Genomic DNA, 24,232 nt, shown 5'->3' on the forward strand with positions numbered 1-24,232 from the left:
ACTACGGTCATTTTTGAGACTGTTTAAACAATAAGAAAGAAGGTGTTTTACTCCGTAGTCACAATATCTTTTTAGTAAAGATAAGCTGAAGTAACCTCCGCTAAAGATTATATACTTAAATGATAAAGAGTTCAACAATAGTTCACATATTTTCCCAAAAATAAAAACGGCTGTTTTATGTGGAATAAATCTACAAAACAGCCGTTTTTGGTATTAGATTTCTGTTAAGATTATTGGCTCACCGCGTGTTACGACAACGGTATGTTCACATTGTGCAACAAGACTTTTATCAGGTGTAACGAATGTCCAACCGTCGTCACCACGTTCAATAATATGATCAGCTTTCATAGAGATGAACGGTTCTACAGCGATAACAAGACCGTCTTTTAGAAGCGCATTATCCATTGGATCATAGTAACTTAAAATGTGATTTGGTGCTTCATGTAAGCTAAGACCAATGCCGTGACCAGTTAAGTTTTGAATAACATTGTATCCACTTTTATGTGCGAAGTTTGAAACAGCACGACCAATTTGATTTTGTTTTGAGCCAGCTCTAACCTTTTTCATTGCTGCCCAAAATGCATCAACCGCTGCTTGGCAAAGCTTTTCTTTTGCTTCGTCTTCTCCAAGAACAAATGAGATACCTGTATCTGCATAATAGCCATCAAGTGCAGCAGATACATCGACATTTACTAAGTCGCCTTCTTTTAATACACGATCTCCTGGAATACCATGAGCAACTTCCTCATTTACACTAATGCAAGTTACACCTGGGAAATCATATTCTTTTTCAGGTGCAGAAATAGCACCATGCTCATCTAATACTTTTTTACCGATCAAATCAAGCTCTTTCGTTGTCATACCTGGCTTCGCTTGTTTTTTCATTTCTTCACGTGCAAGCGCAACGATGCGGCCGATTTTTCGTAAGCCTTCTAAATCTTGTTCATTACGAATAATCATGAAAACCACTGTCCTTCCTCGAATGTATATCTTATCCGATTGTATCATGTTTATTTTCGTCCTGCTACTCGCTTGCGGTATGCGGGTTGATTCCTCTCATAAAGAATACATGACAATTGTCATATCGAGGTCATGACGTATCATACTGTTTCCTAAGTTTTCCAAGTAATACAATGTAAATATAAGAAACAGCGGGGGTGGAGAGTTGGAAAAGATTATTGAAGTAAATGGTGTTTCTAAAACATTTAAACATAAAAACGCAGTAAATAATGTTTCATTTCATGTAAATAAAGGAGAAATCGTAGCATTGCTTGGACCGAATGGTGCGGGTAAAACAACGACGATGTCGATGATGCTTGGATTAAAGGACCCAACGGAAGGTAAGGTCTCTATATTTGGAAAGAGTCCAAAGCATAGAGATGTTCGTAATAGCCTCGGTGCGATGCTACAAGAAGTAAGTGTCATTGATAGTATTACGGTGGAAGAGGCAATCGAGTTATTCCGTAGTTATTATACGAATCCTATAGCGAAAGAAACGTTACTGCAGTTATCAAATTTAGAATCAGAGCGAAAGCAAAGATGTGAGAAATTATCAGGTGGGCAAAAAAGAAGGTTAAACTTTGCGCTTGCACTTGCGGGAAATCCGGATTTGTTGTTTTTAGATGAGCCGACAGTAGGAATGGATATTACGTCTCGAAGAACGTTTTGGGAAACGATTCGAAAGTTAGCAAGTGAAGGGAAAACGATTATTTTAACGACGCATTATTTAGAAGAAGCAGATGCTTTAGCAAATCGTATCTTATTATTTGCGAACGGAAAGATTATCGCAGATGGTACACCAGACGAAATGAAAGCAACGATTTCGAGAAAAACAATCACATTTTACTCAAAGGAAAGCATTCCTACAAAATTACTAAAGGAATTACCAAATGTAACAGAAGTAAAGTCAAACGAAGGACGCTTCATTTTAACAACGGAGGATACAGATGCAACTTTAAAAGCCATTTATCAAAGGAGTTTACCTGTAACAGATGTTTCAGTTGAACGTGGAAGCCTTGATGAGGCATTTGAACAGTTTGTCGCAAATCAGAAGGAGGAAATCGCATGAGAGCGTTATGGATGCAGTGCAAAATAGAAATTTTACGTACATTCCGCAATAAATTATTTATCTTTTTCTCATTATTAATGCCTGTTATGTTTTACTACATTTTTACAAATGTTGTTCAAGTACCACAAAACGGAGATGCGTGGAAAGCACATTATTTAATTTCGATGGCAACTTTCAGTATTGTAGGGACTGCACTCTTTAGTTTCGGTGTGAGACTTTCTCAGGAAAAAGGGCAAGGATGGACACATCTTCTAAAAATTACACCACTTCCAGAGGGAGCATATTTAACAGCAAAAATTATCGCTCAAACAGTAGTAAATGCTTTTTCAATATTAGTTATTTTTATTGCAGGGATACTAATTAATCATGTTGAGTTAACGGTAGGGCAATGGATAGGTGCGGGGTTATGGTTATTGTTAGGGGTAACACCATTTTTAGCGTTAGGAACAGTAATAGGTTCCATTAAGAAGGCGGACGCAGCTGCTGGCTTAGCAAATATTTTAAATATGAGTTTAGCTATAGTTGGCGGGTTGTGGATGCCGATTGAAGTATTCCCAAAAATATTAAGAACGATTGGTGAATGGACACCGACATACCATTTCGGAAGTGGTGCGTGGGATATTGTAGCTGGAAAATCAATTGGATGGGAAAATATCGCGGTATTAGGAGGTTATTTCCTTATATTTGTTGTAGTATCAATATATATAAGAAAAAGACAGGAAGCGGTATAAATGATAGAGAAGAAGAGGATTGAGATTTTTCCGAAACATATGGGATTTTTTCCGTACATGTGGTTTGTTTATCTATTATTTCCAATTTATCACTTAGCACAAGCATCAGGATGGAAGCTTGTGCTAGGAAGCAGTATGTTGATACTTTTTATTATCACATACCGTCAGCTATATTTTGTTCAGAAGACGTTTATTTTATGGGCATGCATTCAAATGATACTCATCTTTTTATTTGCTTTATTTTATAATCCTTTTATGATATTCTTTGGCTTTTTCACAGCAAGTGCGATGGGATTTGCGCCAAATAAGAAAGTATTTCGAGTGCTGTTATGTTCGTTAGTTATCATGCTGGGAGCATTTTTATTTGTAAATATGAATCAACTAACAACTACAAGTTTAGTAAATATCGTTCCAATGTTTATTTTAATGCTTCTTACGCCATTTGGTATGCGCAATTTTAATCAGAAAAAGATGTTAAGAAATCAATTGGATCAGGCGAACGAGCAAATTAAAGACTTAGTAAAACGTGAAGAACGGCAGCGGATTGCAAGAGATCTTCATGACACATTAGGGCATACGTTATCTCTTATTACTTTGAAAAGCCAGCTTGTAGAGAAGTTAATTGTGAAAAATCCAGAGCGTGCAAGTGCGGAAGCGAAGGAAATTACACAAACGTCTCGTACAGCCTTAAAACAGCTGAGAGAATTAATTTCTGATATGCGTATGATTACGGTAGAAGAAGAGCTAGAGCAAATAAAAGCGATCTTACAAGCAGCTAATATTGAATTAGAAGTGAGGCAAGAAGCCAGCTCGAGTTCGTTATCACCAATTGAACAAAATATTGTCGGGATGTGTTTACGTGAGGCTGTTACGAATGTCGTAAAACATAGCAAGGCAACGCGGTGCACAGTTTCTGTATTAGAATCGCAAGGTGAGCTGATTTTGAAAGTAAAAGATAACGGAATCGGTTTAACAGATCAAAATCATGATGGAAATGGTATCCGCGGCATGAAAGAACGAATTGCTCTTATTGATGGTTTTGTTGAACTAGGTACAATCAATCTAGGGACGTTGTTAACAGTAAAAGTTCCAGTTGTTATTAGAACAGGAAAAGATGAGGTGAGGGCATGATTCGAATTATTATTGTAGAAGATCAACGGATGCTTCGTGGCGCATTAGGGGCCCTACTTGATCTAGAAGATGATATCGAAGTAATTGGGCAAGCGGCAAACGGGGAAGAGGCACTAAAATTAATTGAATCGTTAAAACCGGATATAAGTATTATGGATATTGAAATGCCGATTCAAAGTGGATTAGATGTTGCTGAAGCGTTAAAGAAAGAAAAATCATTATGTAAAGTAATGATTTTAACAACATTTGCACGGCCGGGATATTTTGAAAGAGCAATGAAAGCTGGTGTGCACGGCTATTTGTTAAAGGATAGTCCAAGTGAAGATTTAGCAGCAGCAATCCGTAATGTAATGAAGGGAAAACGAGAGGTCTCCCAAGATTTAATGTTCGGCCTATGGCAGGAGCAAAATCCGTTGTCAGATCGCGAAAAGGAAGTATTGTTGCTTGCGAAAGAAGGAAAGACGGCAAACGAAATTGCGAAGGCACTTTATCTTTCACCGGGTACAGTACGTAATTATATTTCTGAAGTATTAACGAAGCTCGATGCGAAAAATAGAATTGAGGCAATTACAATTGCGGAAGAAAAGGGTTGGATGTAAAAAGAAGGTTACCTATGAGAGGTGACCTTCTTTTTATACTTATTTTACTTCTATTACTTGATTTACTTTTTGTAATGACTTGTAACCATGTGCTTCAAATGCCTTTGCAAATTCATTTGATACGGCAGTGCCATATAGATCCTTTGCAGCTTGTACGATGTGAGATTGAAGTGATTCAAAGTCTTCAGCGGAAGTTGCGTAATTTTGCAATGCACGCATAACAACTTTACTTACTTTTTCATTACCTTGTTTTTGAACAGCAACACCGTTATATGTTTTACCTTCAGCTAATTGATATAATACGTGACTAATAATACCAGAATTTACGTGTGATTCTTGATTATTACCATCGTTATAGAAATCTTGTAAATTTGTATATAGTTTATGGCCGCCGTCACCAATTTCCCTTGGGATATCACGAATTGTTAGGCCACCTAATGTATCGCCCATAATCCAGTTTCCTTTATCTTTCTTTACGTAATATTCGATTTGTGTACCCCAGAAATCTGCTAATCCCTCGTTTAGTGCAGATGTTTCAGCGCTTGGATATCTCACGACTTTATTTTTTGTCGTGCCACTGAATACAGCATGTCCAAATTCATGAGCTGTTACATCAAGAGCTGATGTTAGTTTTCCGTCTAAACCATCACCAAATACCATTTGGTTCCAAGCAGGATGCCAAAATGCATTTACATAGTCTTCTTTTAAACCATCACTAACTTCAGTAGAATCAAAACCGTGTACACTAGCAACAACTTTTGAATCTTTATTGTCGTAACTTTTTAGATTATGTTCTTTCTTAAAGTAATCATAAATATCACTCATGTTCTTCATAGCGCCCGCGGCTTCTTTATCTGCAAAATTAGGAGTGCTACTTGAAATTAGTGTCCCTGGATAACCAGCTTGACTATATCCCCCGAGGGAATCGGCGTAGTTTGCATTATAAATATAAATACCATTTCCGCGTGATAAATCGGCTAAATAAAATTTTCCATCAGTTCCTTTGGCAATATTGAAAGAGATGTTTTCTTGAAGTGCATTTTTCCCAGTTCCTTGCTCACTTGCAGGGGATAATCTAGGTGATGTTACTTGATTTATAGTCTTATTCTCTTTGTTTTTAATGAATTTTTCTTGGAAAAGTACTTCGCCAGTTTTTAGATCAACGATAGCATTGCCGTTTATAATTTGTTCATTATTTTCATAAGTAAATGTAATAACAGTTGCGAATGTATAATAGCCATCTTTTTTCTTATAAACAACGGTTTCGCTAGAGAATTCCGTCTCAGCTGCATCACTTGGAATTTGAACTATATCGCGTAATTTAGATTTTACTTCATTTTTCGACAAAAAATTTGTTATAGTAAGATTAGGTTGTTGATTTAAATTTTGAACAACTTTACCACTAACAGTTGTGATCACTCCATTTTTATCTACTTTTACAATGAGATCTTGGCCATATACTTTATAGTTTTTATATGTTTGTGCAAGGCGAACTTCGGTTTGATTTTCTTTGGTTTCTTTATTTGTAGGTTGGAAATCTACATTTTTTTCAGTAGTGACTTGTTCTTGTTGAGCTTTAGCCCCGTTTACCTCACCTTTTAAATACTTTTTAGCAATATTTTCTTTCGTATCATTTTGAGGTTGTGTTAATTTCCCGATTGTTAAACCAGGCTGAGCGATTTCAACTTTGACTGCACTTTTGTCTAATTCTTGAGCATGAATAGCTTCTGTTGATAAAGGGCAAAGAAGACCGAATGCAACGAAAGCACTAGCAAGTTTTCTATAATTCATCTATAACACTCCTAATCTATTATTGTATGTGAGATGAATTGTATGAAAAATTTGCCGAATTATATATATATTATGCATTATTTCATATCAAAAATTGTCGAATTCACATTATTGTAGTGGTATGACAACTCAAAAAATTAGATTGTTATAATGGGATGGTGAGTAAATATGCACGCAGAAAAATTAGGAAATGAAATTAAGAAAATTAGGACGATGAGAGGATTAACACAAAAACAGTTATCCGAGAACATATGTCATCAATCGGAAGTGAGTAGAATTGAATCGGGCGCGGTATACCCAAGTATGGATATATTGCAAGGTATCGCAGCAAAATTACAAGTTCCCATTATTCATTTTTATGAGGTACTCATTTATTCTGATATTGAGAGGAATAAGCAGTTAAAAGATCAAATTATTATGCTTTGTAAGCAAAAGAAATATAAAGAAATTTATAATAGAGTATGGAATGAGTTGAAAAAGGAAGAATATCACCCCGAGCTTCAGCAATTTCTTCAATGGCAATATTATGTAGCTGCTTACATATTGAAAAAAATCGATTACGAATATTGTATTTTAGAATTAAAGAAATTGCTCAATCAACAATTGGCAGGAATAGATGTATATCAGAGTCTTTATATTGAAAACGCAATTGCAAACATTTATGCTGAAAATGGCTATTTGAAGAAGGCTATTGATTTATTTGAAAATATATTAAAACAATTAGAGTCATTGCATGATAATAAAGAATTTGATGTGAAGGTGAGACATAATCATGCAAAAGCATTATTCTCAGATAATCAATACGAAGAAGCGCTTTGTCACGCAAATAAAGCTATTGAACTATCTTGTCAAATTAATAGTATGACATTAATTGGACAGTTATACTTTCGAAAAGGTCAATGCCTAGCAAAGCTAGGGTGTGATAGAGCGGAAATTGAAGATGCTTACGAAAAAGCGTGCTTCTTTTTTGATATATTAGGAAACCATACATTAAAAGAATCACTTATAAAAAAAATTAAGAAATAAAAAGGACCTAAAAAACAAATATGCATAATTGCATAATATATGGATAAATTTTCATGATATATTTAAATAAAAATGCGGGTGATGGAATATGAAGAAACTACTTATTGGTAGTATATTAACGTTAGCAATGGCATGGGGTATTTCATTAGGAGATACAGCATTAGAGAAAAGTCAAATAATTTCTCACAGTGATCAAGAGGTACAATTAGCTGGAGAGATACCTTATGAATATTAAAAAACAACCGTCTTACTTAGACGGTTGTTTTTTTATGGAGTAACATCCAAACGTCTTTACTAGAAACAGGTTTGCTAATAAAGAATCCTTGAATGTGATCACAATTTTGTCTATGTAAAAATTCCCATTCTTCTTCCGTTTCTACACCTTCTGCAATCACTTCTAAATTTAGTTCTTTTGATAGTGTAATAATGGAAGAGACAATTGCTTCTTCTAAAGGGCTAGTTGTAATTCCACAAATAAACTCTCGAGCAATTTTTAATGTGTTAATTGGATATTTTGTTAAATAAGCTAAAGAACTATAACCAGTTCCAAAGTCATCGATTGAAATTTGAATGCCGAGATTTTGAAGCTGTTCTAGTTTTGCAACTACAGATTGATTTTGATTAATTGCGATGCTTTCCGTAATTTCAATATCTAGTGCTTCTGGTTTCAGTTCTGTTTCTTCCAACACCTTTGAAATAGTTGAGATTAAATCTGCATGGTTAAATTGAACAACAGATAAATTCACACCAACTTTTAAGTGGGAAAAACCTTGATTATGCCATCTTTTTGCCTCTAAACAGGCAGTACGTAAAATCCAATTACCAAGTTCAATAATAAAACCAGTTTCCTCTGCTAGAGGGATAAATTGGGCCGGAGATACGATACCAAGTTTTGGATGCTTCCAACGTATTAATGCTTCAAAACCGATAATTTGTTTTGTTTTTGTGCTTACTTGTGGCTGATATTCAAGGAAAAATTCATTTTGTTGTAATGCTTTTGAAAGTTCACCTTCTAAGAATTGAATTTCATTTTGAGCAATACTCATTTCTTTTGAGAAGAAAACAAATCTGTTTTTTCCATTTGCCTTCGCACGGTACATAGCCATATCAGCATTTTTCATTAACTCATTTACATCAGTTCCATAATCAGGATACATCGCAATTCCGATACTTGGTGTAATAGAGAGTTCTTCGCCTTGAATGAAGAATGGTTTGTTTAAAATAGTTAAAATCTGTTCAGCTATAAAAATTGCACTTTTTTCTGAGTACATTTCTGGTAATAGAATGGTAAACTCATCTCCACCTTGGCGAGCGACGACATCTTTTGAACGCAAGCAACCGCGTAGTCTTTTTGCTACTTCAATTAATAATAAATCTCCGACGTCATGACCAAGTCTATCGTTAATTTTTTTAAATCGATCTAAATCAAGGAATATGACAGCAACATCATTTGCGTTAGTTTGTGCTGTATTTAACATGGCTTTTAAATCCTTTTCGAATTTTCGGCGATTTGGTAATCCAGTAAGTGCATCGTGAAAGGCTAAATGCTCTACTTGTTTTTGTTTTTCATATAAAGTGGTAATATCACGCGCTATCCCAAACATTCCGACCACTTCTTTGTTTATAAAAATAGGGATAAGTGTAATATGGAGATAATAATAATAGCCTTCTTGTTCTTTTGTACGAACTTCTAACGTTTGTGGCCTACCTTCCTTTGTAATTTGTAAAGCCTTCTTTAGTAGTTCGTGGTCTTTTGAATCAATGAAGTGTACCAGAGTATAGCTTGCTACTTCGCAATAATAGGCAGTAAATAAGCTTTCGCACGCCTTATTAGATTGTTGAAAAATACCATTCATATTTAAAGAGAAAACGGCATCGGGATGATCTTCGAATAAAGATTTATAGCGTTGTTCACTTTTTGATAATGCAAATGCACCTTCTTCAACTTCGTCCTCTAGTTGTGTAGTCAACTGTTCATATGTAAGGATTAGTGCTTGATTATCTTTCCATATGTAAAGTTGTCTCAAGAATAACAAAATAAGTGATAATACGAGACCAATTAACATAAATTTATCATCCCAAGGTTGAATGATAATAAAGGAAAAAGTAATAATTATACTAAAATAAGGTAGTATAAAACGTACATAATCGAATCGATAATATTTTGCTTTCGTTTCATGTTGCATTGGTTTATCCAAGATATATAGTATGGAAGAAAGTCCAATTAATAAAATAGAAGCAGTGTGTATTAAATAATTAAATTCAGGAGAAGTTTTCATCCCAAAATTTAATTGAAACAGATGAATGTAACCATATACGAGTATAATAGTGAAACCGATAATTAATGCGATTCTACTAGAAGAATATTGTTCTCTTCTATATAGACTAATAACTGCGTAAATTACTAATGATTGTGCAATAAAATAGCCGATTAAAATCCAAGTTTCCTTTGTTAGCATACGGAAACTTGAAAGGTCCAAGATAAAAGTTAAAGTGAAATAAATGTTCATAATAACAATAAAGATGCTATCGAATGAAAATTGAGCAAGACCCTTAATAGAGTAAATTTTTATAAACTTTATAGCAAATCCAACAAAGAGTAAAACATATTGTATGATAAAAAAAGGTAATGCTTTATATGAGAATATAACTTGCTCATGAATAGAAAGTGAATGAAGGAATAAAGTTATCTCCATAGCTAACCCGCATAGACAAGTACATAATAATAAAATCCAAAATAATTTATCACCATGCGTCATTTTTCTAATCGCTTTACATAAGCAATAGCAAGAAAAAAGTGCAGCGAAACAGAATAAGAAAAGAATCCCGATTTCTTTTATATTCAACTCATTTGGTATAAGGAATATCCAAAGAGCAAATATAAATATGTATATTATGACAGATTGTATATACTTTTTTTGATTAATCATATTATGACTCCGTTTCAATAAAGTTGAATCTCGGGGAGAAAATGCTAATTTAAATAATAGCATATAAAATAGAATATTTTTTACTATAAAAATTACTTTTTTGAAATAATGGTGCAAAGTTACAATTTACCACTGTAACTTTGCACCACTTATTCTTTTAATTCCTCTTATAGCAGAAAGTTCATCTATTAATTGGAATAGTGCTAAGTCTTTTTGTTTACTTTCAATCATAATATCGAAATTATGATTGTTTTTTTTTGCAACGTGTAAGAAGGGCTTGATAAACTCTAAATCGATATATTCAGCATGAGCCCTAAATTCTTTTTCCGATCTCGGAGAGGAAATGTGAACTTTAGGAGAGATATTTGTATGTGACCAAGTTTCAAAAATTGCAGGAAGCAACTCTTCTAGTGGTTCCTCGCAAAGATTGGCCATATGATGATGATAATCAAATACAAATGGGATATTTTCTTTTTGGCAAATTGATAAAGTTTCAGAAGTTGTATATGTTTTATCATCGTTTTCAAGAGTCATTTGTTTTTTTATATGTGCAGGAAGTTTTTTTATGTTTTCATGGAAGCGCTCAATTGCCTTTTCTTTATTTCCATAGGCTCCACCTACATGAATATTAATGTAAGAAGAATCTGCAATGCCTATAGCATCCAATACTTTATAATGATAAGTCATATCCTTAATAGCGTTAGTAGTAATATGTGGCTTGTCGCTTGTAAATAGCGTAAATTGATTTGGATGAAAACTTATTCGTAAATCGTGTTCTTTAATTAAAGCTCCTATTTTACGCCAAAGTGGTGTGAATACCCCAATATAGTCAAACTCGACTTCGGGATGTGTTGCAAGTGGAACGATGGAAGACGATAGGCGATATAGTGGGATTTCATGCGCTATATTGTAATGTAGGATACGTATTGTGTGCTCTAAATTTTGCCTTATAACATGGTACAGTTTGTCTTCTCGCTCTTGCTTGCTGAGTTTCTTAAAGCTTGTAAACGTCATTGTTTTGGCAGGAGAACAGTCCCAGAGTGCCATTGCATGTGAGACATATCCAAACCGCATAATCATATGAGATACACCTCTTTTATTCATTGTCTTTCCTATAAAAAGAAAGCAAGCATTGTTCCAATCCATTCCTTTCCTCTATCGATAAGAGAAGTTGGGTTTACATCGCTATAGGAAAGTATGGATGCATTCTCTAGATCTTCATGGAATTTATTTTTTACTGTTTGAACGAAATGTTTACTATATAACAGGCAGTTTATTTCATGGTTAATATATAAACTTCTCATATCAAAGTTTGCTGTTCCGATATCACAAATATCATCATCCACTATAATAATTTTGGCGTGAAAAAAACCTTGTTGAAATGCATAAATATTGCAACCAGCCTGTATTAATTTTCGGCAGTACGGGAATTTTGCTTCTCGAACGAGAGGGTGATCAGCTTTTTCTGGAACAAGAATTGTGATTTGAACCCCTCTTTCTCTTGCTTTTAATAAGGCATTCATAATTTTTTTTCCGGGAATGAAATATGGTGTACCGATACAGATTTCTTTTTTTGCTCCGTTAATTAAATGTAAAAAAGTATGCTGTAAATAAGCACCATCAGTCGGAATAAATTGATGCAGTATGGTACCTGGGTTTTGTTTTGGAAAATAAAGAGAAGCATCCAATAAATCCTGTTTCGTATCATCAAACCAGTCATGCAAAAATTGCTTTTGTAAATCTTGAACTCCTTCTCCTGTAAGACGTAAATGATAGTCTCGCCATAATCCTAAATATTCATTATGCCCCAGATACTCTTCGCCGATATTAAATCCCCCGATATAGCCAGTTTTCCCATCAATCACTGTAATTTTTCTATGGTTTCTTTGATTGGCAGAAAAGAAAAGCAGAGGAAATTTTACCTTATGACAAAATGAAAAAGATACACCATGTTTTCGGAGGGAGCGAATAGCTTCGTTTGATAAAGAATGGCTGCCAAATCGATCAAGTAAAAGTCGTACTTCAATTCCTTCCTGAGCCTTATCAATCAGCAACTTTAAAAATTCACGACTGATTTTATCGTTTTTTACAATGAAGAATAAAATATGAATGTGGTGCTGTGCTTGTTTTATATCAGTAAATAAAGCGTCATACAAATCTTTCCCGTATGTATAAAGGTGAAAATCACTTTGACGTAAAGGGAAAGTGCGAGAGCTTACCCGCTTTAAATGAAGAAGTCTCCCGTATGAAAGGTCAATTGTAATCCAAAGAGCAATGGATATTAACAAAAGAGATAAGTAGAGCATCAGTGAATTCCCTCCTTCGCATTCTTTTCACCTTCAGTGTGTTACAAATGATACGGGTAGCACGGCTGTCATTATAAATTTCATCAGATGATAGTATGTTGCACTGATTAAAGTTTCACTTTACCCCGCTTTAACGGGCATTAAGCTTCCTACTTCAAAAACTGATGAATAAGTAGAAGTTAGTTTGGAAATCAACTGCCCGTAAAATCCCGATTGGTTCAACTAATAATCAGTGGGGGATGAACCACCCCTACTGATTAAAGTTTCACTTTATAGTTTCACCGAAATAAACAGCTTTATGAAAAAATGTGTTGTTCTATAACAAAAAACTGTTGACTGAATGCTCACTCATTATATAATGGGGATAGGGGATATAATTCAGAAAATTATATATTTTTGAAGATTCAAAAAAAGAAAGAGGGCTTACAAAGAGAGGGGTAGCATAAAAATGAATAGCTTACTGATCATTAATTGGCTGGCTGCCATTGCTGTTATTGCTTATGCAGGATATTTGTTTGTATATCTTATACGGACGAGAATGGCCTACATACAATTAGGAAAAAAAATTGAATTTGACCGTCGTTTTAAAGAGCGTTGGGATCTCCTTAAGGTCAATGTTTTCGGTCAGAAAAAGCTGCTGAAAGATAAGAAAAGCGGCATCATTCACGTTATGTTCTTTTACGGATTTATTCTTGTCCAATTTGGAGCAATTGACTTCGTTTGGAAAGGACTCGCACCAGGATCACATCTTCCACTTGGACCACTATACCCTGCATTTACATTCTTCCAGGAAATTGTCACACTTGTTATTTTAATTGCAGTATTTTGGGCTTTTCATAGACGTTATGTAGAAAAGCTTGTTCGTTTAAAACGTAACTTCAAATCAGGTCTTGTTCTTATCTTTATCGGTGGCTTAATGATTTCTGTGCTACTTGGTAACGGTATGGGACTTATATGGCATGGCGAGGAGCTTTCATGGAGTGAACCAATCGCTTCTGCAATCGCTTACGTTTTTAGCGGGATAAATGAAACCGTAGCCATTTCAGTGTTCTATTTTTCTTGGTGGGTGCATTTACTAATTTTGTTAACGTTTTTAGTGTATGTTCCACAATCAAAACATGCGCATTTAATTGCGGGACCAGCTAATGTATTCTTCGGTCGTCTTTCAAACCCAGGGAAGCTTGAAAAGATTGATTTTGAAGATGAAACGCAAGAAACATTTGGTGTTGGTAAAATTGAAGACTTTAGACAAAATCAACTTATTGACTTATACGCTTGTGTAGAGTGTGGTCGTTGTACAAATATGTGTCCGGCAACAGGAACAGGAAAAATGTTATCGCCGATGGACTTAATTTTAAAACTTCGTGATCATTTAACTGATAAAGGAGCTGCGGTAACATCAAAAGCACCGTGGGTTCCAGTAGTTGCCTTCAATAATACACAAGGAAATCAGTTAGCGATGATGGCAGCTGGAAAAGGACAACAAGAATCAGCGGCTACAACTCTCGCTTACGATCCGAGTTTAATCGGAGATGTTATTACAGAAGAAGAGATTTGGGCATGTACAACGTGTCGTAACTGTGAAGATCAATGTCCAGTTATGAATGAGCATGTTGACAAAATTATTGATTTACGTCGATATCTCGTTTTAACAGAAGGAAAAATGGACGCGGAAGCACAACGCGCGATGACAAATATCGAGCGTCAAGGGAATCCGTGGGGTCTGAACCGTAAAGAGCGTGAAACATGGCGCCAAGGTGATGACGAAGTAACAGTTCCAACTGTAAAAGAAAAATCAAAAGCTGGGGAGGAATTTGAGTATTTATTCTGGGTTGGTTCAATGGGATCATACGACAATCGTAGTCAGAAGATTGCGATATCGTTTGCGAAGTTAATGAACGAAGCAGGCATTTCATTCGCAATTCTCGGTAATAAAGAAAAGAATTCTGGAGATACACCACGCCGCCTTGGAAATGAATTTGTATTCCAAGAGATGGCGACAAAGAATATCGAAGAATTTGAAAAGGCAGGAGTGAAGAAAATCGTTACGATTGATCCTCATGCTTATAACACATTTAAAAATGAGTATCCGGACTTTGGCTTGCAAGCAGAAGTCTATCATCATACAGAATTGTTAGCTCAGTGGGTGAAAGAAGGGCGCTTAAAGCCTGTTCACGCTATTGAAGAAACAGTTACGTACCATGATTCCTGTTATTTAGGAAGATACAACGAAGTGTACGAAGCGCCACGTGACATTTTGAAAGCGATTCCTGGAGTGAATCTTGTAGAAATGGCACGTAACCGTGAAACTGGAATGTGCTGTGGCGCAGGTGGTGGCTTAATGTGGATGGAAGAAACAACAGGTTCTCGTATTAACGTTGCTCGTACAGAACAAGCATTAGCTGTACAGCCATCCATTATCGGTACAGGTTGTCCATATTGCTTAACGATGATCAGTGATGGAACGAAAGCGAAAGAGGTAGAAGAGAAAGTTCAAACTCTTGATGTGACAGAGATTTTAGAACGATCTGTTATCGGACAGAAAAAAGAAGCGATGTAGTTTATAAGAATGTATACAACTTTAGAAAGAGGTGCAATGATTGCACCTCTTCTCAACGTAGGGATACCGAGCGAGCGCTCAGTGTTAAAAAATGAAATGGGGGAAAGAAACATGAGTAAAACAGTTATTTTAAGTGCTGCAAGAACACCAGTTGGAAAATTTGGAGGATCTTTAAAAGATGTAAAAGCGACGGAACTTGGAGGAATTGCAATTAAAGCAGCGCTTGAAAGAGCAAATGTTGCGGCTAGTGATGTTGAAGAAGTTATATTTGGAACGGTTATTCAGGGGGGACAGGGGCAAATTCCATCGCGTCAAGCTGCAAGGGCTGCTGGAATCCCTTGGGAAGTACAGACGGAAACAGTGAATAAAGTTTGTGCATCAGGACTTCGTGCGGTTACGTTAGCGGATCAAATTATTCGTACTGGCGATCAATCACTGATTGTAGCTGGCGGTATGGAGTCGATGAGTAACAGTCCTTACATTTTACGCGGAGCAAGATGGGGATACAGAATGGGCAACAACGAAGTTATTGATTTAAACGTTGCTGACGGTTTAACATGCGCATTTTCAGGTACACACATGGGTGTTTATGGCGGAGAAGTTGCGAAGGAAGATGGAATTTCTCGCGAAGCACAAGATGAATGGGCATATCGTAGCCATCAGCGTGCGGTTTCAGCGCATAAAGAAGGACGTTTTGAAGAGGAGATCGTGCCAGTAACGATCCCGCAAAGAAAAGGCGATCCTATTGTCGTTGCAAAGGATGAGGCGCCACGTGAAGATACAACGATTGAAAAGTTAGCAAAGTTAAAACCTGTATTTGATAAGGAAGCGGCTGTGACAGCTGGTAATGCGCCAGGACTAAACGATGGTGGTGCCGCACTTGTGTTAATGAGCGAAGACAGAGCGAAGCAAGAAGGAAGAAAGCCATTAGCGACAATTTTGGCGCATACAGCAATTGCAGTGGAATCTAAAGATTTCCCAAGAACGCCAGGTTATGCAATTAACGCATTGCTTGAAAAAACAGGCAAGACAATTGAAGACATCGATTTATTCGAGATTAATGAAGCATTTGCAGCAGTAGCAATTGCAAGTACAGAAATCGCAGGAATCGATCCAGAAAAATTGAATGTAAATGGCGGCGCAGTGGCGATGGGACATCCGATTGGAGCAAGCGGAGCGCGCATTATCGTAACACTAATCCATGCACTTAAGCAGCGCGGCGGCGGAATTGGAATTGCTTCGATTTGTAGCGGTGGCGGTCAAGGGGACGCAGTGATGATTGAAGTTCACTAATTAAAGTTCAAGGGTATAAAATTTATTAACAATTAAGGGGGAAGAAAAAATGGGTGTACAAAACATTGTTGTAATTGGTGCAGGGCAAATGGGATCAGGAATTGCGCAAGTATGTGCAATGGCAGGGTATGACGTGAAGGTACAAGATTTAAAACAAGAGCAATTAGATAGAGGATTGGCTATCATTACGAAAAATTTAGCGCGCCAAGTAGAAAAAGGACGCATGAAGGAAGAAGAGAAGGAAGCGACATTAAATCGTCTTACAGTAACGCTTGATTTAGATTGTGTGAAAGAAGCGGATCTTATTATTGAAGCAGCTGTTGAGAAAATGGATATTAAAAAGAAAATCTTTGCGAATCTAGATGAAATTGCTCCAGAACACGCAATTTTAGCGACGAATACGTCATCTCTGCCAATTACAGAAATTGCAGCGGTAACGAAGCGTCCGGAAAAAGTAATCGGCATGCACTTTATGAATCCAGTTCCAGTTATGAAGCTTGTTGAGATTATTCGTGGTTTGGCTACAGATGATGCGGTATATGAAGCAATTGAAGATATTACGAAAAAAATTGGGAAAGTACCAGTTGAAGTAAATGATTTCCCAGGCTTTGTATCAAACCGCATTTTGCTACCGATGATTAACGAAGCAATTTATACGTTATATGAAGGTGTAGCGACGAAAGAAGCAATTGATGAAGTAATGAAGCTAGGTATGAACCATCCGATGGGGCCTTTGACGCTCGCTGATTTTATCGGTTTAGATACGTGTTTATACATTATGGAAGTGTTGCATGAAGGATTAGGAGATAGTAAATATCGCCCATGTCCGTTATTACGTAAGTATGTAAATGCAGGATGGTTAGGGCGTAAAACAGGTCGTGGATTCTACGTTTACGAATAAATGCCCCTTTTGTTACAAAATAGTGGTCTTACCAAATTATTTAAAGGATATATAGCAAATGGAGGCGTAATATATGAACTTTCGTTTTAATGAAGAGCAGCAAATGATGAGGAAAATGGTTCGGGATTTTGCACAGAAGGAAATTGCTCCCTTTGTTCCTAGTATGGAACAAGGGGTGTTCCCGAAAGAGATTTTGCAAAAGATGGGTGAGCTTGGATTAATGGGTATTCCAGCGCCTGCAAAATACGGCGGGGCGGAAATGGATTTTATCTCTTACATTCTAGCAATTGAGGAAATCTCAAAGGTAAGTGCAACAGTTGGTGTAATTTTAGCTGTACATACGTCAGTGGGAATGAATCCAATTTTATATTTCGGAACAGAAGAACAGAAGAAAAAATATGTTTCTAAACTTGCAACCGGGGAATATTTAGGCGCATTTGCTTTAACAGAGCCAAATGCAGGATCAGATGCAGGGAGTTTGAAATCAAGAGCTGTCAAAAAAGGCGATCATTATATTATTAATGGATCGAAAGTGTTTATTACAAATGGTGGTGAAGCAAGTACATACATTGTATTCGCTTCTACAAATCCAGAGGCAGGAAAAAGTGGTATTTCTGCATTTATAGTAGAGAAAGATACACCTGGTTTAATCATCGGAAAAGATGAACATAAGATGGGGCTCCTCGGTTCTCGTACAGTACAACTTACTTTTGAAGATATGAAAGTGCCAGCGAAGAATTTACTTGGGGAAGAAGGACAAGGATTCAAGGTGGCGATGGCGAATTTAGATGTTGGGCGAATTGGAATCGGTGCACAGGCGTTAGGAATTGCTGAAGCGGCGCTTGCATGTGCGATTGATTATGCAAAAGAACGAGAACAATTTGGGAAACCAATTGCGGCGCAGCAAGGGATTGGCTTCAAGCTTGCAGATATGGCAACAAGTGTCGAAGCAGCAAGGTTACTCGTATATAGAGCGGCGTCTCTTAGGGCACAAGGATTACCATGCGGTAAAGAAGCATCTATTGCGAAATTATTTGCTTCTAAGACAGCGGTTGAAGTCGCGATTGAGGCGGTGCAAGTATTTGGTGGTTACGGTTATACGAAAGAATATCCAGTAGAACGATTTTTCCGTGATGCGAAAATCACGCAAATATATGAAGGAACAAGTGAAATACAGAAACTTGTTATTAGCCGTGCTTTATAAAAGGGCGAGGGGGAGACGGAGATGCATTTTAAACTATCAGAAGAACATGAAATGATAAGAAAAATGGTTCGAGATTTTGCTAAAAATGAAGTAGCACCAACAGCAGCTGAGCGTGATGAGGAAGAGCGATTTGATCGAGAGTTATTTGATCAAATGGCAGAGCTTGGTTTAACCGGTATTCCATGGCCTGAAGAGTACGGCGGAATTGGAAGCGATTACTTAGCGTACGTAATTGCGATTGAAGAATTATCTCGAGTTTGTGCTTCAACAGGTGTAACACTATCTGCACATACTTCACTTGCGGGATGGCCAATTTTTAAATTTGGGACAGAAGAACAAAAGCAAAAGTTTTTACGACCGATGGCTGAAGGGAAGAAAATTGGTGCATACGGCTTAACGGAGCCAGCATCTGGATCGGATGCTGGTGGAATGAAGACAATCGCAAAGAGAGATGGCGACCATTATATTTTAAATGGATCAAAAATTTTCATTACAAATGGCGGTATTGCTGATATTTATGTTGTTTTTGCGCTAACTGATCCTGAATCGAAGCAGCGCGGTACGAGTGCATTTATTGTAGAAAGTGATACACCGGGATTTTCAGTTGGGAAGAAGGAGAGCAAGCTAGGGATTCGCTCTTCACCAACGACTGAAATTATGTTTGAAGATTGCCGTATTCCGGTAGAGAATCTACTTGGAGAAGAGGGGCAAGGATTTAAAGTTGCGATGCAAACATTAGATGGAGGTCGTAACGGTATTGCGGCGCAAGCTGTTGGTATTGCACAAGGGGCTTTAGATGCTTCTGTAGAATATGCAAGGGAGCGCCATCAATTTGGAAAACCAATTGCGGCGCAGCAAGGGATTGGCTTTAAACTTGCGGATATGGCAACAGATGTAGAAGCGGCACGCCTTTTGACATATCAAGCGGCTTGGCTTGAATCAGAAGGGCTTCCGTATGGAAAAGAATCAGCGATGTCAAAAGTATTTGCAGGGGATACAGCGATGAAGGTGACGACTGAAGCGGTGCAAGTATTTGGCGGTTACGGTTATACGAAAGATTATCCAGTAGAGCGTTATATGCGAGATGCAAAGATTACACAAATATATGAAGGAACACAAGAGATTCAGAGGCTTGTAATTTCTCGTATGTTAACGAAGTAGGAACGAAAGCGTAGGTATTCTCCTACGCTTTTTCCTTCCAAAAAATAATAGAGAGAGGTGAAGGGAATGGTTAAACATAATGTACATGCATCGGTGAAAGATGAAAAATTAGTTGCGTTAAGACGTGAACAAATGATTAAAGGTGCGGTGCAACTGTTTAAACAAAAAGGATTTCCGCGTACAACAACGAGAGAGATTGCAAAAGCGGCTGGATTTAGTATAGGGACACTTTATGAGTACATTCGTACAAAAGATGATGTTTTGTATTTAGTTTGTGATAGTATATATGAACATGTAAAAGAACGATTAGAGGAAGTAGTGTGTACAGAAAAAGGGAGTATAGAAAGTTTAAAGGTAGCGATAACGAATTACTTTAAAGTGATGGACGAATTACAAGAAGAAGTATTAATTATGTATCAAGAAGTACGTTTTTTACCGAAAGAATCTCTCCCATATGTATTAGAAAAAGAGTTTCAAATGGTAGGAATGTTTGAGGATATTTTAGAACAGTGTACGGAAAATGGAACATTTATATTAAATAAAAAAGAAATACAGCTTCTTGCACATAATATTTTTATACAAGGACAAATGTGGGGGTTTAGACGTTGGGCACTGCAAAAACTGTATACGCTCGAAGAATATACAGAAATGCAAATTAGGTATGTGTTGCAAGGTGCCCATATGCTTCCGAAATAAGGAACAGACAAATTATTAATTTTATTACCATATAAAAGTTTCCCGTTTTTTTTGTAGCATATTTGTGCGACTTTTGTTTATAATGAATAGTATGGATTTTTTTAGGCAGACCGTTATATATAAGGTTATATTTGATGAAAGGAAGTGCCGCATAAGTGAATTTTAAGCAATATTCACCAGAAGAGCTAAAAGAATGTTCAATGATTGAAGTTGTACATAGCGTTTTAGGGGATAAAAGACAAGCAACGACATTCAACGAGTTGGTTCAAGAAATCGCTCAAGTGCTGGGACTATCTCAAGAGCAAGTTAATGCGAAACTCGCACAATTTTATACAGACTTAAACATCGATGGACGTTTCATTAATTTAGGAGAAAACCGTTGGGGACTACGCAGCTGGTACCCATATGAGCAAATTGATGAAGAAATCTTACCGCAGCCAAAACCGAAGAAGAAACGTAAAGTTGAAGAAGACGGTTTTGACGACTACATTGAAGAAGATGAAGATGACTTTGACGATGCAGAAGGAAATGCAGACGAAGAAGATGATGTAGAAGATTTGGACAAGGTTCTTGAAGATGAAGACGGAGATGACGACGATCTTGATGATTTAGAAGAGGATGAAGACGACGACTTCGCTGAAGAAGAACTTGAGTATGATGAAACTGAAGAAGAAGAGGAAGAACTGTAGTTCTTGACTTTTCATTATCGTCCATGTAGAATCATTTTTGGGCTCTTTAAAAAAGGACGATAATACTTTTAAAGTGTAAATATAAAAGAAAATTGCTCCCTACTTATTACTTTATGTGATGAGGGGAGCAATTTTCTTTTTTGTTTTTTGTTTAGAAAATAAAAAGAGTCTAACAATAAGATGGATACAGTGTTATCTACATACGTTGCGCTTTGCAACGGTGATTATATAACAGCAAAATAGAAGGGAGCTTTTTCATGACTAAGTATATTTTTGTAACAGGCGGTGTAGTATCGTCTTTAGGGAAAGGTATTACAGCAGCATCTCTTGGAAGACTTTTAAAAAATCGTGGTTTAAATGTAACGATTCAAAAGTTTGATCCATACATTAACGTAGACCCAGGGACTATGAGCCCATACCAACACGGTGAGGTATTCGTAACAGATGATGGCGCAGAAACTGACTTAGACCTTGGTCACTATGAGCGTTTTATCGACATTAACTTAAACAAATACAGCAACGTAACAACAGGTAAAATTTACTCTTCAGTTCTTCAAAAAGAGCGTCGCGGTGAATATCTAGGAGGAACAGTTCAAGTTATTCCTCACATTACTAACGAAATTAAAGAGCGCGTATATCGTTCTGGCCGTGAAACAAATGCGGATGTTGTTATTACAGAAATCGGTGGAACTGTTGGTGATATCGAGTCTCTACCATTCTTAGAAGCAATCCGTCAAATTAAGAGCGACATCGGTCGTGACAATGTAATGTACATTCACTGTACGTTAATCCCGTACTTAAAAGCAGCGGGTGAAATGAAAACAAAACCAACGCAACATAGCGTTAAAGAACTTCGTAGCTTAGGTATTCAACCAAACATTATCGTTGTTCGTACAGAACTTCCTGTTTCTCAAGATATGAAAGACAAGCTTGCATTATTCTGTGACATCGATACAAAAGCAGTTATCGAAGCTCGCGATGCAGATACTTTATATGCGGTTCCATTATCTCTTCAAGAACAAAACATGGACCAAATCGTTTGTGACCACTTAAAATTAGACAATCCAGCTGCAGATATGACAGAGTGGACTGCGCTAGTTGATAAAGTACGTAACCTTTCTAAGAAAACAAAAATCGCTCTTGTTGGTAAATATGTAGAACTTCAAGATGCATATATTTCTGTTGTAGAAGCACTTCGTCATGCTGGTTACTCATTCGACACAGATGTAGAAGTAAAATGGGTAAATGCTGAGCACGTAACAGCAGAAAATGTACAAGAATTAGTAGGAGACACAGATGGTATCCTTGTACCAGGTGGCTTCGGCGATCGTGGTGTAGAAGGTAAAATCGTTGCGATTCAATATGCTCGTGAAAACAAAGTTCCATTTTTAGGAATTTGCTTAGGTATGCAACTTGCATCAATCGAATTCGCACGTAATGTATTAGGTTTAGAAGGTGCTAACTCTTCTGAAATCAACCCTGATACGCCATATGCAATCATTGACTTATTACCAGAACAAAAAGATGTAGAGGACCTAGGTGGTACACTTCGTCTTGGTCTATACCCATGTAAGCTTGCTGAAGAAACAAATGCTTACAATGCTTATAATGAGCCGGTTGTATATGAGCGTCATCGTCATCGTTATGAGTTCAACAACCAGTTCCGTCCGGATATGGAAAAAGAAGGATTCGTATTCTCTGGTACAAGCCCAGACGGCCGTCTAGTTGAAATCATTGAATTAAAAGACCACCCTTGGTTCGTGGCAGCACAGTTCCACCCAGAACTTGTTTCTCGTCCAAACCGTCCACAACCATTGTTCCATGACTTCGTAAGAGCTTCTATTACGAATAAAGAGAGCAAGTAATAAAAAAAGCGCCGCCACTTTAAAGTGACGGCGCTTTTTTTAATATTCGTTTAACATTTCATCGATTGTAAATTTGATTCCGTGATAAGCAAATAAAGCTACTATTAAGCTTGGGAACCCGTAGCGATTACCTTCATCGTCTGGAATAAGACCTTTTAACAGTTTTGTATCAATATGTACGTCTGTATATTGTTCCAGTGATTCCGTACCTTCTTGAAGAGCAGAAATGCCGACAATAGAGTGTCCCTCTTCTTGTAGTTTTTTTGCAATTTCTACAACCGCTTCATCTGTTGAAAAACGGCTAATAAGAAGTACACGATCCGCAGAGGTTACTTCTGCTTCTTTACCATTTTCAAATAAGCGTTTTGCTTGCTTCATTGGTTCAGCACCGAATAGTGCTTCGGCAACAACGCCCTCCATTTCATTTGTACCATATAAATAAATGAAACCATCGCCAACTAGTGCTTGAGCAAGTAAACGAGCACTATCTTCTATATTCATTTCCTCTTTTTGAGAAACTCTGGAGAAATAACCACTTAATTGAGTTGAAAAAATTTTTAACATAATGTTACTCCCTTCGTACGTGTTTGCCGGCTTTCATTATAGTTTATTTTTTTAGAAAGGTGAAATCGTAGGGTAGCATAACAAAATAGGAAACGGTAAAATAAGAAAGAATAGGAAGGAATTTGCCAAAGAATAGCGAAAATAAATCGTTAAGATATAAGAAGCTTTAAATCTTGTACTTACACAGAAAGGTTGGGAATTATGGAAGGTAAAATTTTAATTGTTGATGATCAATATGGGATTCGTGTGTTATTACATGAAGTGTTCCAAAAAGAAGGTTATCAGACATTCCAAGCAGCGAATGGATTTCAAGCTTTAGATATCGTGAAAAAAGATAATCCAGATTTAGTAGTGTTAGATATGAAAATTCCAGGCATGGATGGTATAGAGATTTTAAAGCATGTAAAAGAAATTGATGAGAGTATTAAAGTCATTTTAATGACTGCTTATGGAGAGCTTGATATGATCCAAGAAGCAAAAGATTTAGGAGCTTTAATGCATTTTGCTAAACCATTTGATATTGATGAAATTCGTCAAGCTGTGAGAAATGAGCTCGCTGTAGAGGCGTAAAAATGAATTTTTTATAAAAAATATGGAAAAAAGCGTTTACATGGACTATTGTGCAGGTGAATACGGTTGAGTTTTTGAGTACAAGTTGTTATCCTATTGAGTGTAGAAAAAAGTCCGGTATGTAGATATACATATTTTACCTTATTC

General features: G+C 36.7%; 21 protein-coding genes. 15 read left to right on the top strand and 6 right to left on the bottom strand.

Going from position 1 to position 24,232, the window contains the following annotated elements:
- Positions 1–213 precede the first annotated feature (213 nt).
- Positions 214–1,008, bottom strand: a complete 795-nt coding sequence (map, locus tag ACTJJY_RS11075; RefSeq protein WP_003313889.1) for a type I methionyl aminopeptidase — start codon at positions 1,006–1,008, stop codon at positions 214–216.
- A 157-nt stretch (positions 1,009–1,165) separates the two neighbouring features.
- Here map and ACTJJY_RS11080 point away from each other — a divergent pair, with 157 nt between their 5' ends.
- Genes ACTJJY_RS11080 through ACTJJY_RS11095 form a run of 4 tightly spaced genes read left to right on the top strand, consistent with a single transcriptional unit; the run spans position 1,166 to position 4,529 of the window.
- Positions 1,166–2,068, top strand: a complete 903-nt coding sequence (locus ACTJJY_RS11080; RefSeq protein WP_440605517.1) for an ABC transporter ATP-binding protein — start codon at positions 1,166–1,168, stop codon at positions 2,066–2,068.
- Positions 2,065–2,799: an ABC transporter permease gene (locus ACTJJY_RS11085; protein ID WP_001202427.1), complete on the top strand. Its 735-nt coding sequence runs from the start codon at positions 2,065–2,067 to the stop codon at positions 2,797–2,799. Before ACTJJY_RS11080 ends, ACTJJY_RS11085 begins: the two co-directional genes overlap by 4 nt.
- Positions 2,800–3,930 (top strand): sensor histidine kinase, encoded by a 1,131-nt coding sequence (locus tag ACTJJY_RS11090; RefSeq protein WP_440605518.1) that lies wholly within the window; start codon positions 2,800–2,802, stop codon positions 3,928–3,930.
- Positions 3,927–4,529: a response regulator transcription factor gene (locus tag ACTJJY_RS11095; RefSeq protein ID WP_440605519.1), complete on the top strand. Its 603-nt coding sequence runs from the start codon at positions 3,927–3,929 to the stop codon at positions 4,527–4,529. The genes ACTJJY_RS11090 and ACTJJY_RS11095 overlap by 4 nt, the downstream gene beginning before the upstream one ends.
- A 39-nt stretch (positions 4,530–4,568) precedes the next feature.
- Here the strand turns inward: ACTJJY_RS11095 and ACTJJY_RS11100 are convergent, their stop codons facing one another.
- Complete coding sequence (locus tag ACTJJY_RS11100; protein ID WP_440605520.1) at positions 4,569–6,320, bottom strand: M4 family metallopeptidase; 1,752 nt, start codon at positions 6,318–6,320, stop codon at positions 4,569–4,571.
- A 168-nt stretch (positions 6,321–6,488) separates the two neighbouring features.
- Here ACTJJY_RS11100 and ACTJJY_RS11105 point away from each other — a divergent pair, with 168 nt between their 5' ends.
- A complete protein-coding gene (locus ACTJJY_RS11105; RefSeq protein ID WP_053563303.1) occupies positions 6,489–7,346 on the top strand; it encodes a helix-turn-helix domain-containing protein in 858 nt (285 codons plus the stop codon).
- Positions 7,347–7,434: 88 nt separating this feature from the next.
- Positions 7,435–7,581, top strand: coding sequence for a quorum-sensing peptide PapR (locus ACTJJY_RS11110; RefSeq protein ID WP_000734719.1), 147 nt, complete (start codon positions 7,435–7,437; stop codon positions 7,579–7,581).
- Positions 7,582–7,597: 16 nt separating this feature from the next.
- Here the strand turns inward: ACTJJY_RS11110 and ACTJJY_RS11115 are convergent, their stop codons facing one another.
- From ACTJJY_RS11115 to cls, 3 genes are all read right to left on the bottom strand, one after another.
- Positions 7,598–10,276, bottom strand: coding sequence for a DUF4084 domain-containing protein (locus ACTJJY_RS11115; RefSeq protein WP_440605521.1), 2,679 nt, complete (start codon positions 10,274–10,276; stop codon positions 7,598–7,600).
- Between the two features lie 126 nt (positions 10,277–10,402).
- Entirely contained in the window at positions 10,403–11,356 is a 954-nt protein-coding gene (gene uvsE / locus ACTJJY_RS11120; RefSeq protein ID WP_440605522.1) for a UV DNA damage repair endonuclease UvsE, read from the bottom strand.
- A gap of 32 nt (positions 11,357–11,388) precedes the next feature.
- Positions 11,389–12,582, bottom strand: coding sequence for a cardiolipin synthase (cls, locus tag ACTJJY_RS11125; protein ID WP_440605523.1), 1,194 nt, complete (start codon positions 12,580–12,582; stop codon positions 11,389–11,391).
- A gap of 448 nt (positions 12,583–13,030) precedes the next feature.
- Between cls and ACTJJY_RS11130 the strand changes: the two genes are divergently transcribed.
- The 8 genes from ACTJJY_RS11130 to pyrG all read left to right on the top strand — a co-directional run bounded on the left by ACTJJY_RS11130 (position 13,031) and on the right by pyrG (position 22,951).
- Positions 13,031–15,142: a heterodisulfide reductase-related iron-sulfur binding cluster gene (locus ACTJJY_RS11130; protein WP_001086772.1), complete on the top strand. Its 2,112-nt coding sequence runs from the start codon at positions 13,031–13,033 to the stop codon at positions 15,140–15,142.
- A 9-nt stretch (positions 15,143–15,151) separates the two neighbouring features.
- Positions 15,152–16,435 (top strand): acetyl-CoA C-acetyltransferase, encoded by a 1,284-nt coding sequence (locus tag ACTJJY_RS11135; protein WP_106823484.1) that lies wholly within the window; start codon positions 15,152–15,154, stop codon positions 16,433–16,435.
- Positions 16,436–16,484: 49 nt separating this feature from the next.
- Positions 16,485–17,336: a 3-hydroxybutyryl-CoA dehydrogenase gene (locus ACTJJY_RS11140; RefSeq protein WP_000538874.1), complete on the top strand. Its 852-nt coding sequence runs from the start codon at positions 16,485–16,487 to the stop codon at positions 17,334–17,336.
- A 73-nt stretch (positions 17,337–17,409) separates the two neighbouring features.
- On the top strand, positions 17,410–18,540 hold the full coding sequence (locus ACTJJY_RS11145; RefSeq protein WP_078994090.1) for an acyl-CoA dehydrogenase: 1,131 nt from the start codon (positions 17,410–17,412) through the stop codon (positions 18,538–18,540).
- 21 nt (positions 18,541–18,561) lie between these two features.
- Positions 18,562–19,701: an acyl-CoA dehydrogenase AcdA gene (acdA, locus tag ACTJJY_RS11150; protein WP_000545539.1), complete on the top strand. Its 1,140-nt coding sequence runs from the start codon at positions 18,562–18,564 to the stop codon at positions 19,699–19,701.
- Between the two features lie 66 nt (positions 19,702–19,767).
- Complete coding sequence (locus ACTJJY_RS11155) at positions 19,768–20,397, top strand: TetR/AcrR family transcriptional regulator (RefSeq protein WP_000238601.1); 630 nt, start codon at positions 19,768–19,770, stop codon at positions 20,395–20,397.
- Positions 20,398–20,552: 155 nt separating this feature from the next.
- Entirely contained in the window at positions 20,553–21,086 is a 534-nt protein-coding gene (rpoE, locus tag ACTJJY_RS11160) for a DNA-directed RNA polymerase subunit delta (protein ID WP_440605524.1), read from the top strand.
- A gap of 257 nt (positions 21,087–21,343) precedes the next feature.
- Complete coding sequence (gene pyrG / locus ACTJJY_RS11165) at positions 21,344–22,951, top strand: CTP synthase (RefSeq protein ID WP_060632967.1); 1,608 nt, start codon at positions 21,344–21,346, stop codon at positions 22,949–22,951.
- Between the two features lie 39 nt (positions 22,952–22,990).
- On the opposite strand, the gene ACTJJY_RS11170 is transcribed toward pyrG, so the two are convergent.
- Positions 22,991–23,515 (bottom strand): DUF2529 domain-containing protein, encoded by a 525-nt coding sequence (locus tag ACTJJY_RS11170; protein WP_000912413.1) that lies wholly within the window; start codon positions 23,513–23,515, stop codon positions 22,991–22,993.
- Between the two features lie 201 nt (positions 23,516–23,716).
- Between ACTJJY_RS11170 and spo0F the strand changes: the two genes are divergently transcribed.
- Positions 23,717–24,085 carry a sporulation initiation phosphotransferase Spo0F gene (gene spo0F, locus ACTJJY_RS11175; RefSeq protein ID WP_000398594.1) on the top strand — a complete coding sequence of 123 codons (369 nt, stop codon included), beginning with the start codon at positions 23,717–23,719 and terminating at the stop codon, positions 24,083–24,085.
- The last annotated feature ends 147 nt before the right edge of the window (positions 24,086–24,232 follow it).

Origin of the sequence: Bacillus sp. 22475, assembly GCF_052044835.1 — a bacterium.
Lineage (GTDB): Bacteria > Bacillota > Bacilli > Bacillales > Bacillaceae_G > Bacillus_A > Bacillus_A cereus.

What these genes read in the sequence shown, in the direction of transcription:
- ACTJJY_RS11135 (WP_106823484.1), top strand. Translation starts at nt 15,152, where the DNA reads ATGTATACAACTTTAGAAAGAGGTGCAATGATTGCACCTCTTCTCAAC.
- map (WP_003313889.1), bottom strand. Translation starts at nt 1,008, where the DNA reads ATGATACAATCGGATAAGATATACATTCGAGGAAGGACAGTGGTTTTC.
- spo0F (WP_000398594.1), top strand. Translation starts at nt 23,717, where the DNA reads ATGGAAGGTAAAATTTTAATTGTTGATGATCAATATGGGATTCGTGTG.
- ACTJJY_RS11130 (WP_001086772.1), top strand. Translation starts at nt 13,031, where the DNA reads ATGAATAGCTTACTGATCATTAATTGGCTGGCTGCCATTGCTGTTATT.
- ACTJJY_RS11110 (WP_000734719.1), top strand. Translation starts at nt 7,435, where the DNA reads ATGAAGAAACTACTTATTGGTAGTATATTAACGTTAGCAATGGCATGG.
- acdA (WP_000545539.1), top strand. Translation starts at nt 18,562, where the DNA reads ATGCATTTTAAACTATCAGAAGAACATGAAATGATAAGAAAAATGGTT.
- ACTJJY_RS11100 (WP_440605520.1), bottom strand. Translation starts at nt 6,320, where the DNA reads ATGAATTATAGAAAACTTGCTAGTGCTTTCGTTGCATTCGGTCTTCTT.
- ACTJJY_RS11085 (WP_001202427.1), top strand. Translation starts at nt 2,065, where the DNA reads ATGAGAGCGTTATGGATGCAGTGCAAAATAGAAATTTTACGTACATTC.
- ACTJJY_RS11170 (WP_000912413.1), bottom strand. Translation starts at nt 23,515, where the DNA reads ATGTTAAAAATTTTTTCAACTCAATTAAGTGGTTATTTCTCCAGAGTT.
- ACTJJY_RS11145 (WP_078994090.1), top strand. Translation starts at nt 17,410, where the DNA reads ATGAACTTTCGTTTTAATGAAGAGCAGCAAATGATGAGGAAAATGGTT.
- cls (WP_440605523.1), bottom strand. Translation starts at nt 12,582, where the DNA reads ATGCTCTACTTATCTCTTTTGTTAATATCCATTGCTCTTTGGATTACA.
- uvsE (WP_440605522.1), bottom strand. Translation starts at nt 11,356, where the DNA reads ATGATTATGCGGTTTGGATATGTCTCACATGCAATGGCACTCTGGGAC.
- ACTJJY_RS11155 (WP_000238601.1), top strand. Translation starts at nt 19,768, where the DNA reads ATGGTTAAACATAATGTACATGCATCGGTGAAAGATGAAAAATTAGTT.
- ACTJJY_RS11105 (WP_053563303.1), top strand. Translation starts at nt 6,489, where the DNA reads ATGCACGCAGAAAAATTAGGAAATGAAATTAAGAAAATTAGGACGATG.
- ACTJJY_RS11095 (WP_440605519.1), top strand. Translation starts at nt 3,927, where the DNA reads ATGATTCGAATTATTATTGTAGAAGATCAACGGATGCTTCGTGGCGCA.
- ACTJJY_RS11090 (WP_440605518.1), top strand. Translation starts at nt 2,800, where the DNA reads ATGATAGAGAAGAAGAGGATTGAGATTTTTCCGAAACATATGGGATTT.
- pyrG (WP_060632967.1), top strand. Translation starts at nt 21,344, where the DNA reads ATGACTAAGTATATTTTTGTAACAGGCGGTGTAGTATCGTCTTTAGGG.
- ACTJJY_RS11140 (WP_000538874.1), top strand. Translation starts at nt 16,485, where the DNA reads ATGGGTGTACAAAACATTGTTGTAATTGGTGCAGGGCAAATGGGATCA.
- ACTJJY_RS11115 (WP_440605521.1), bottom strand. Translation starts at nt 10,276, where the DNA reads ATGATTAATCAAAAAAAGTATATACAATCTGTCATAATATACATATTT.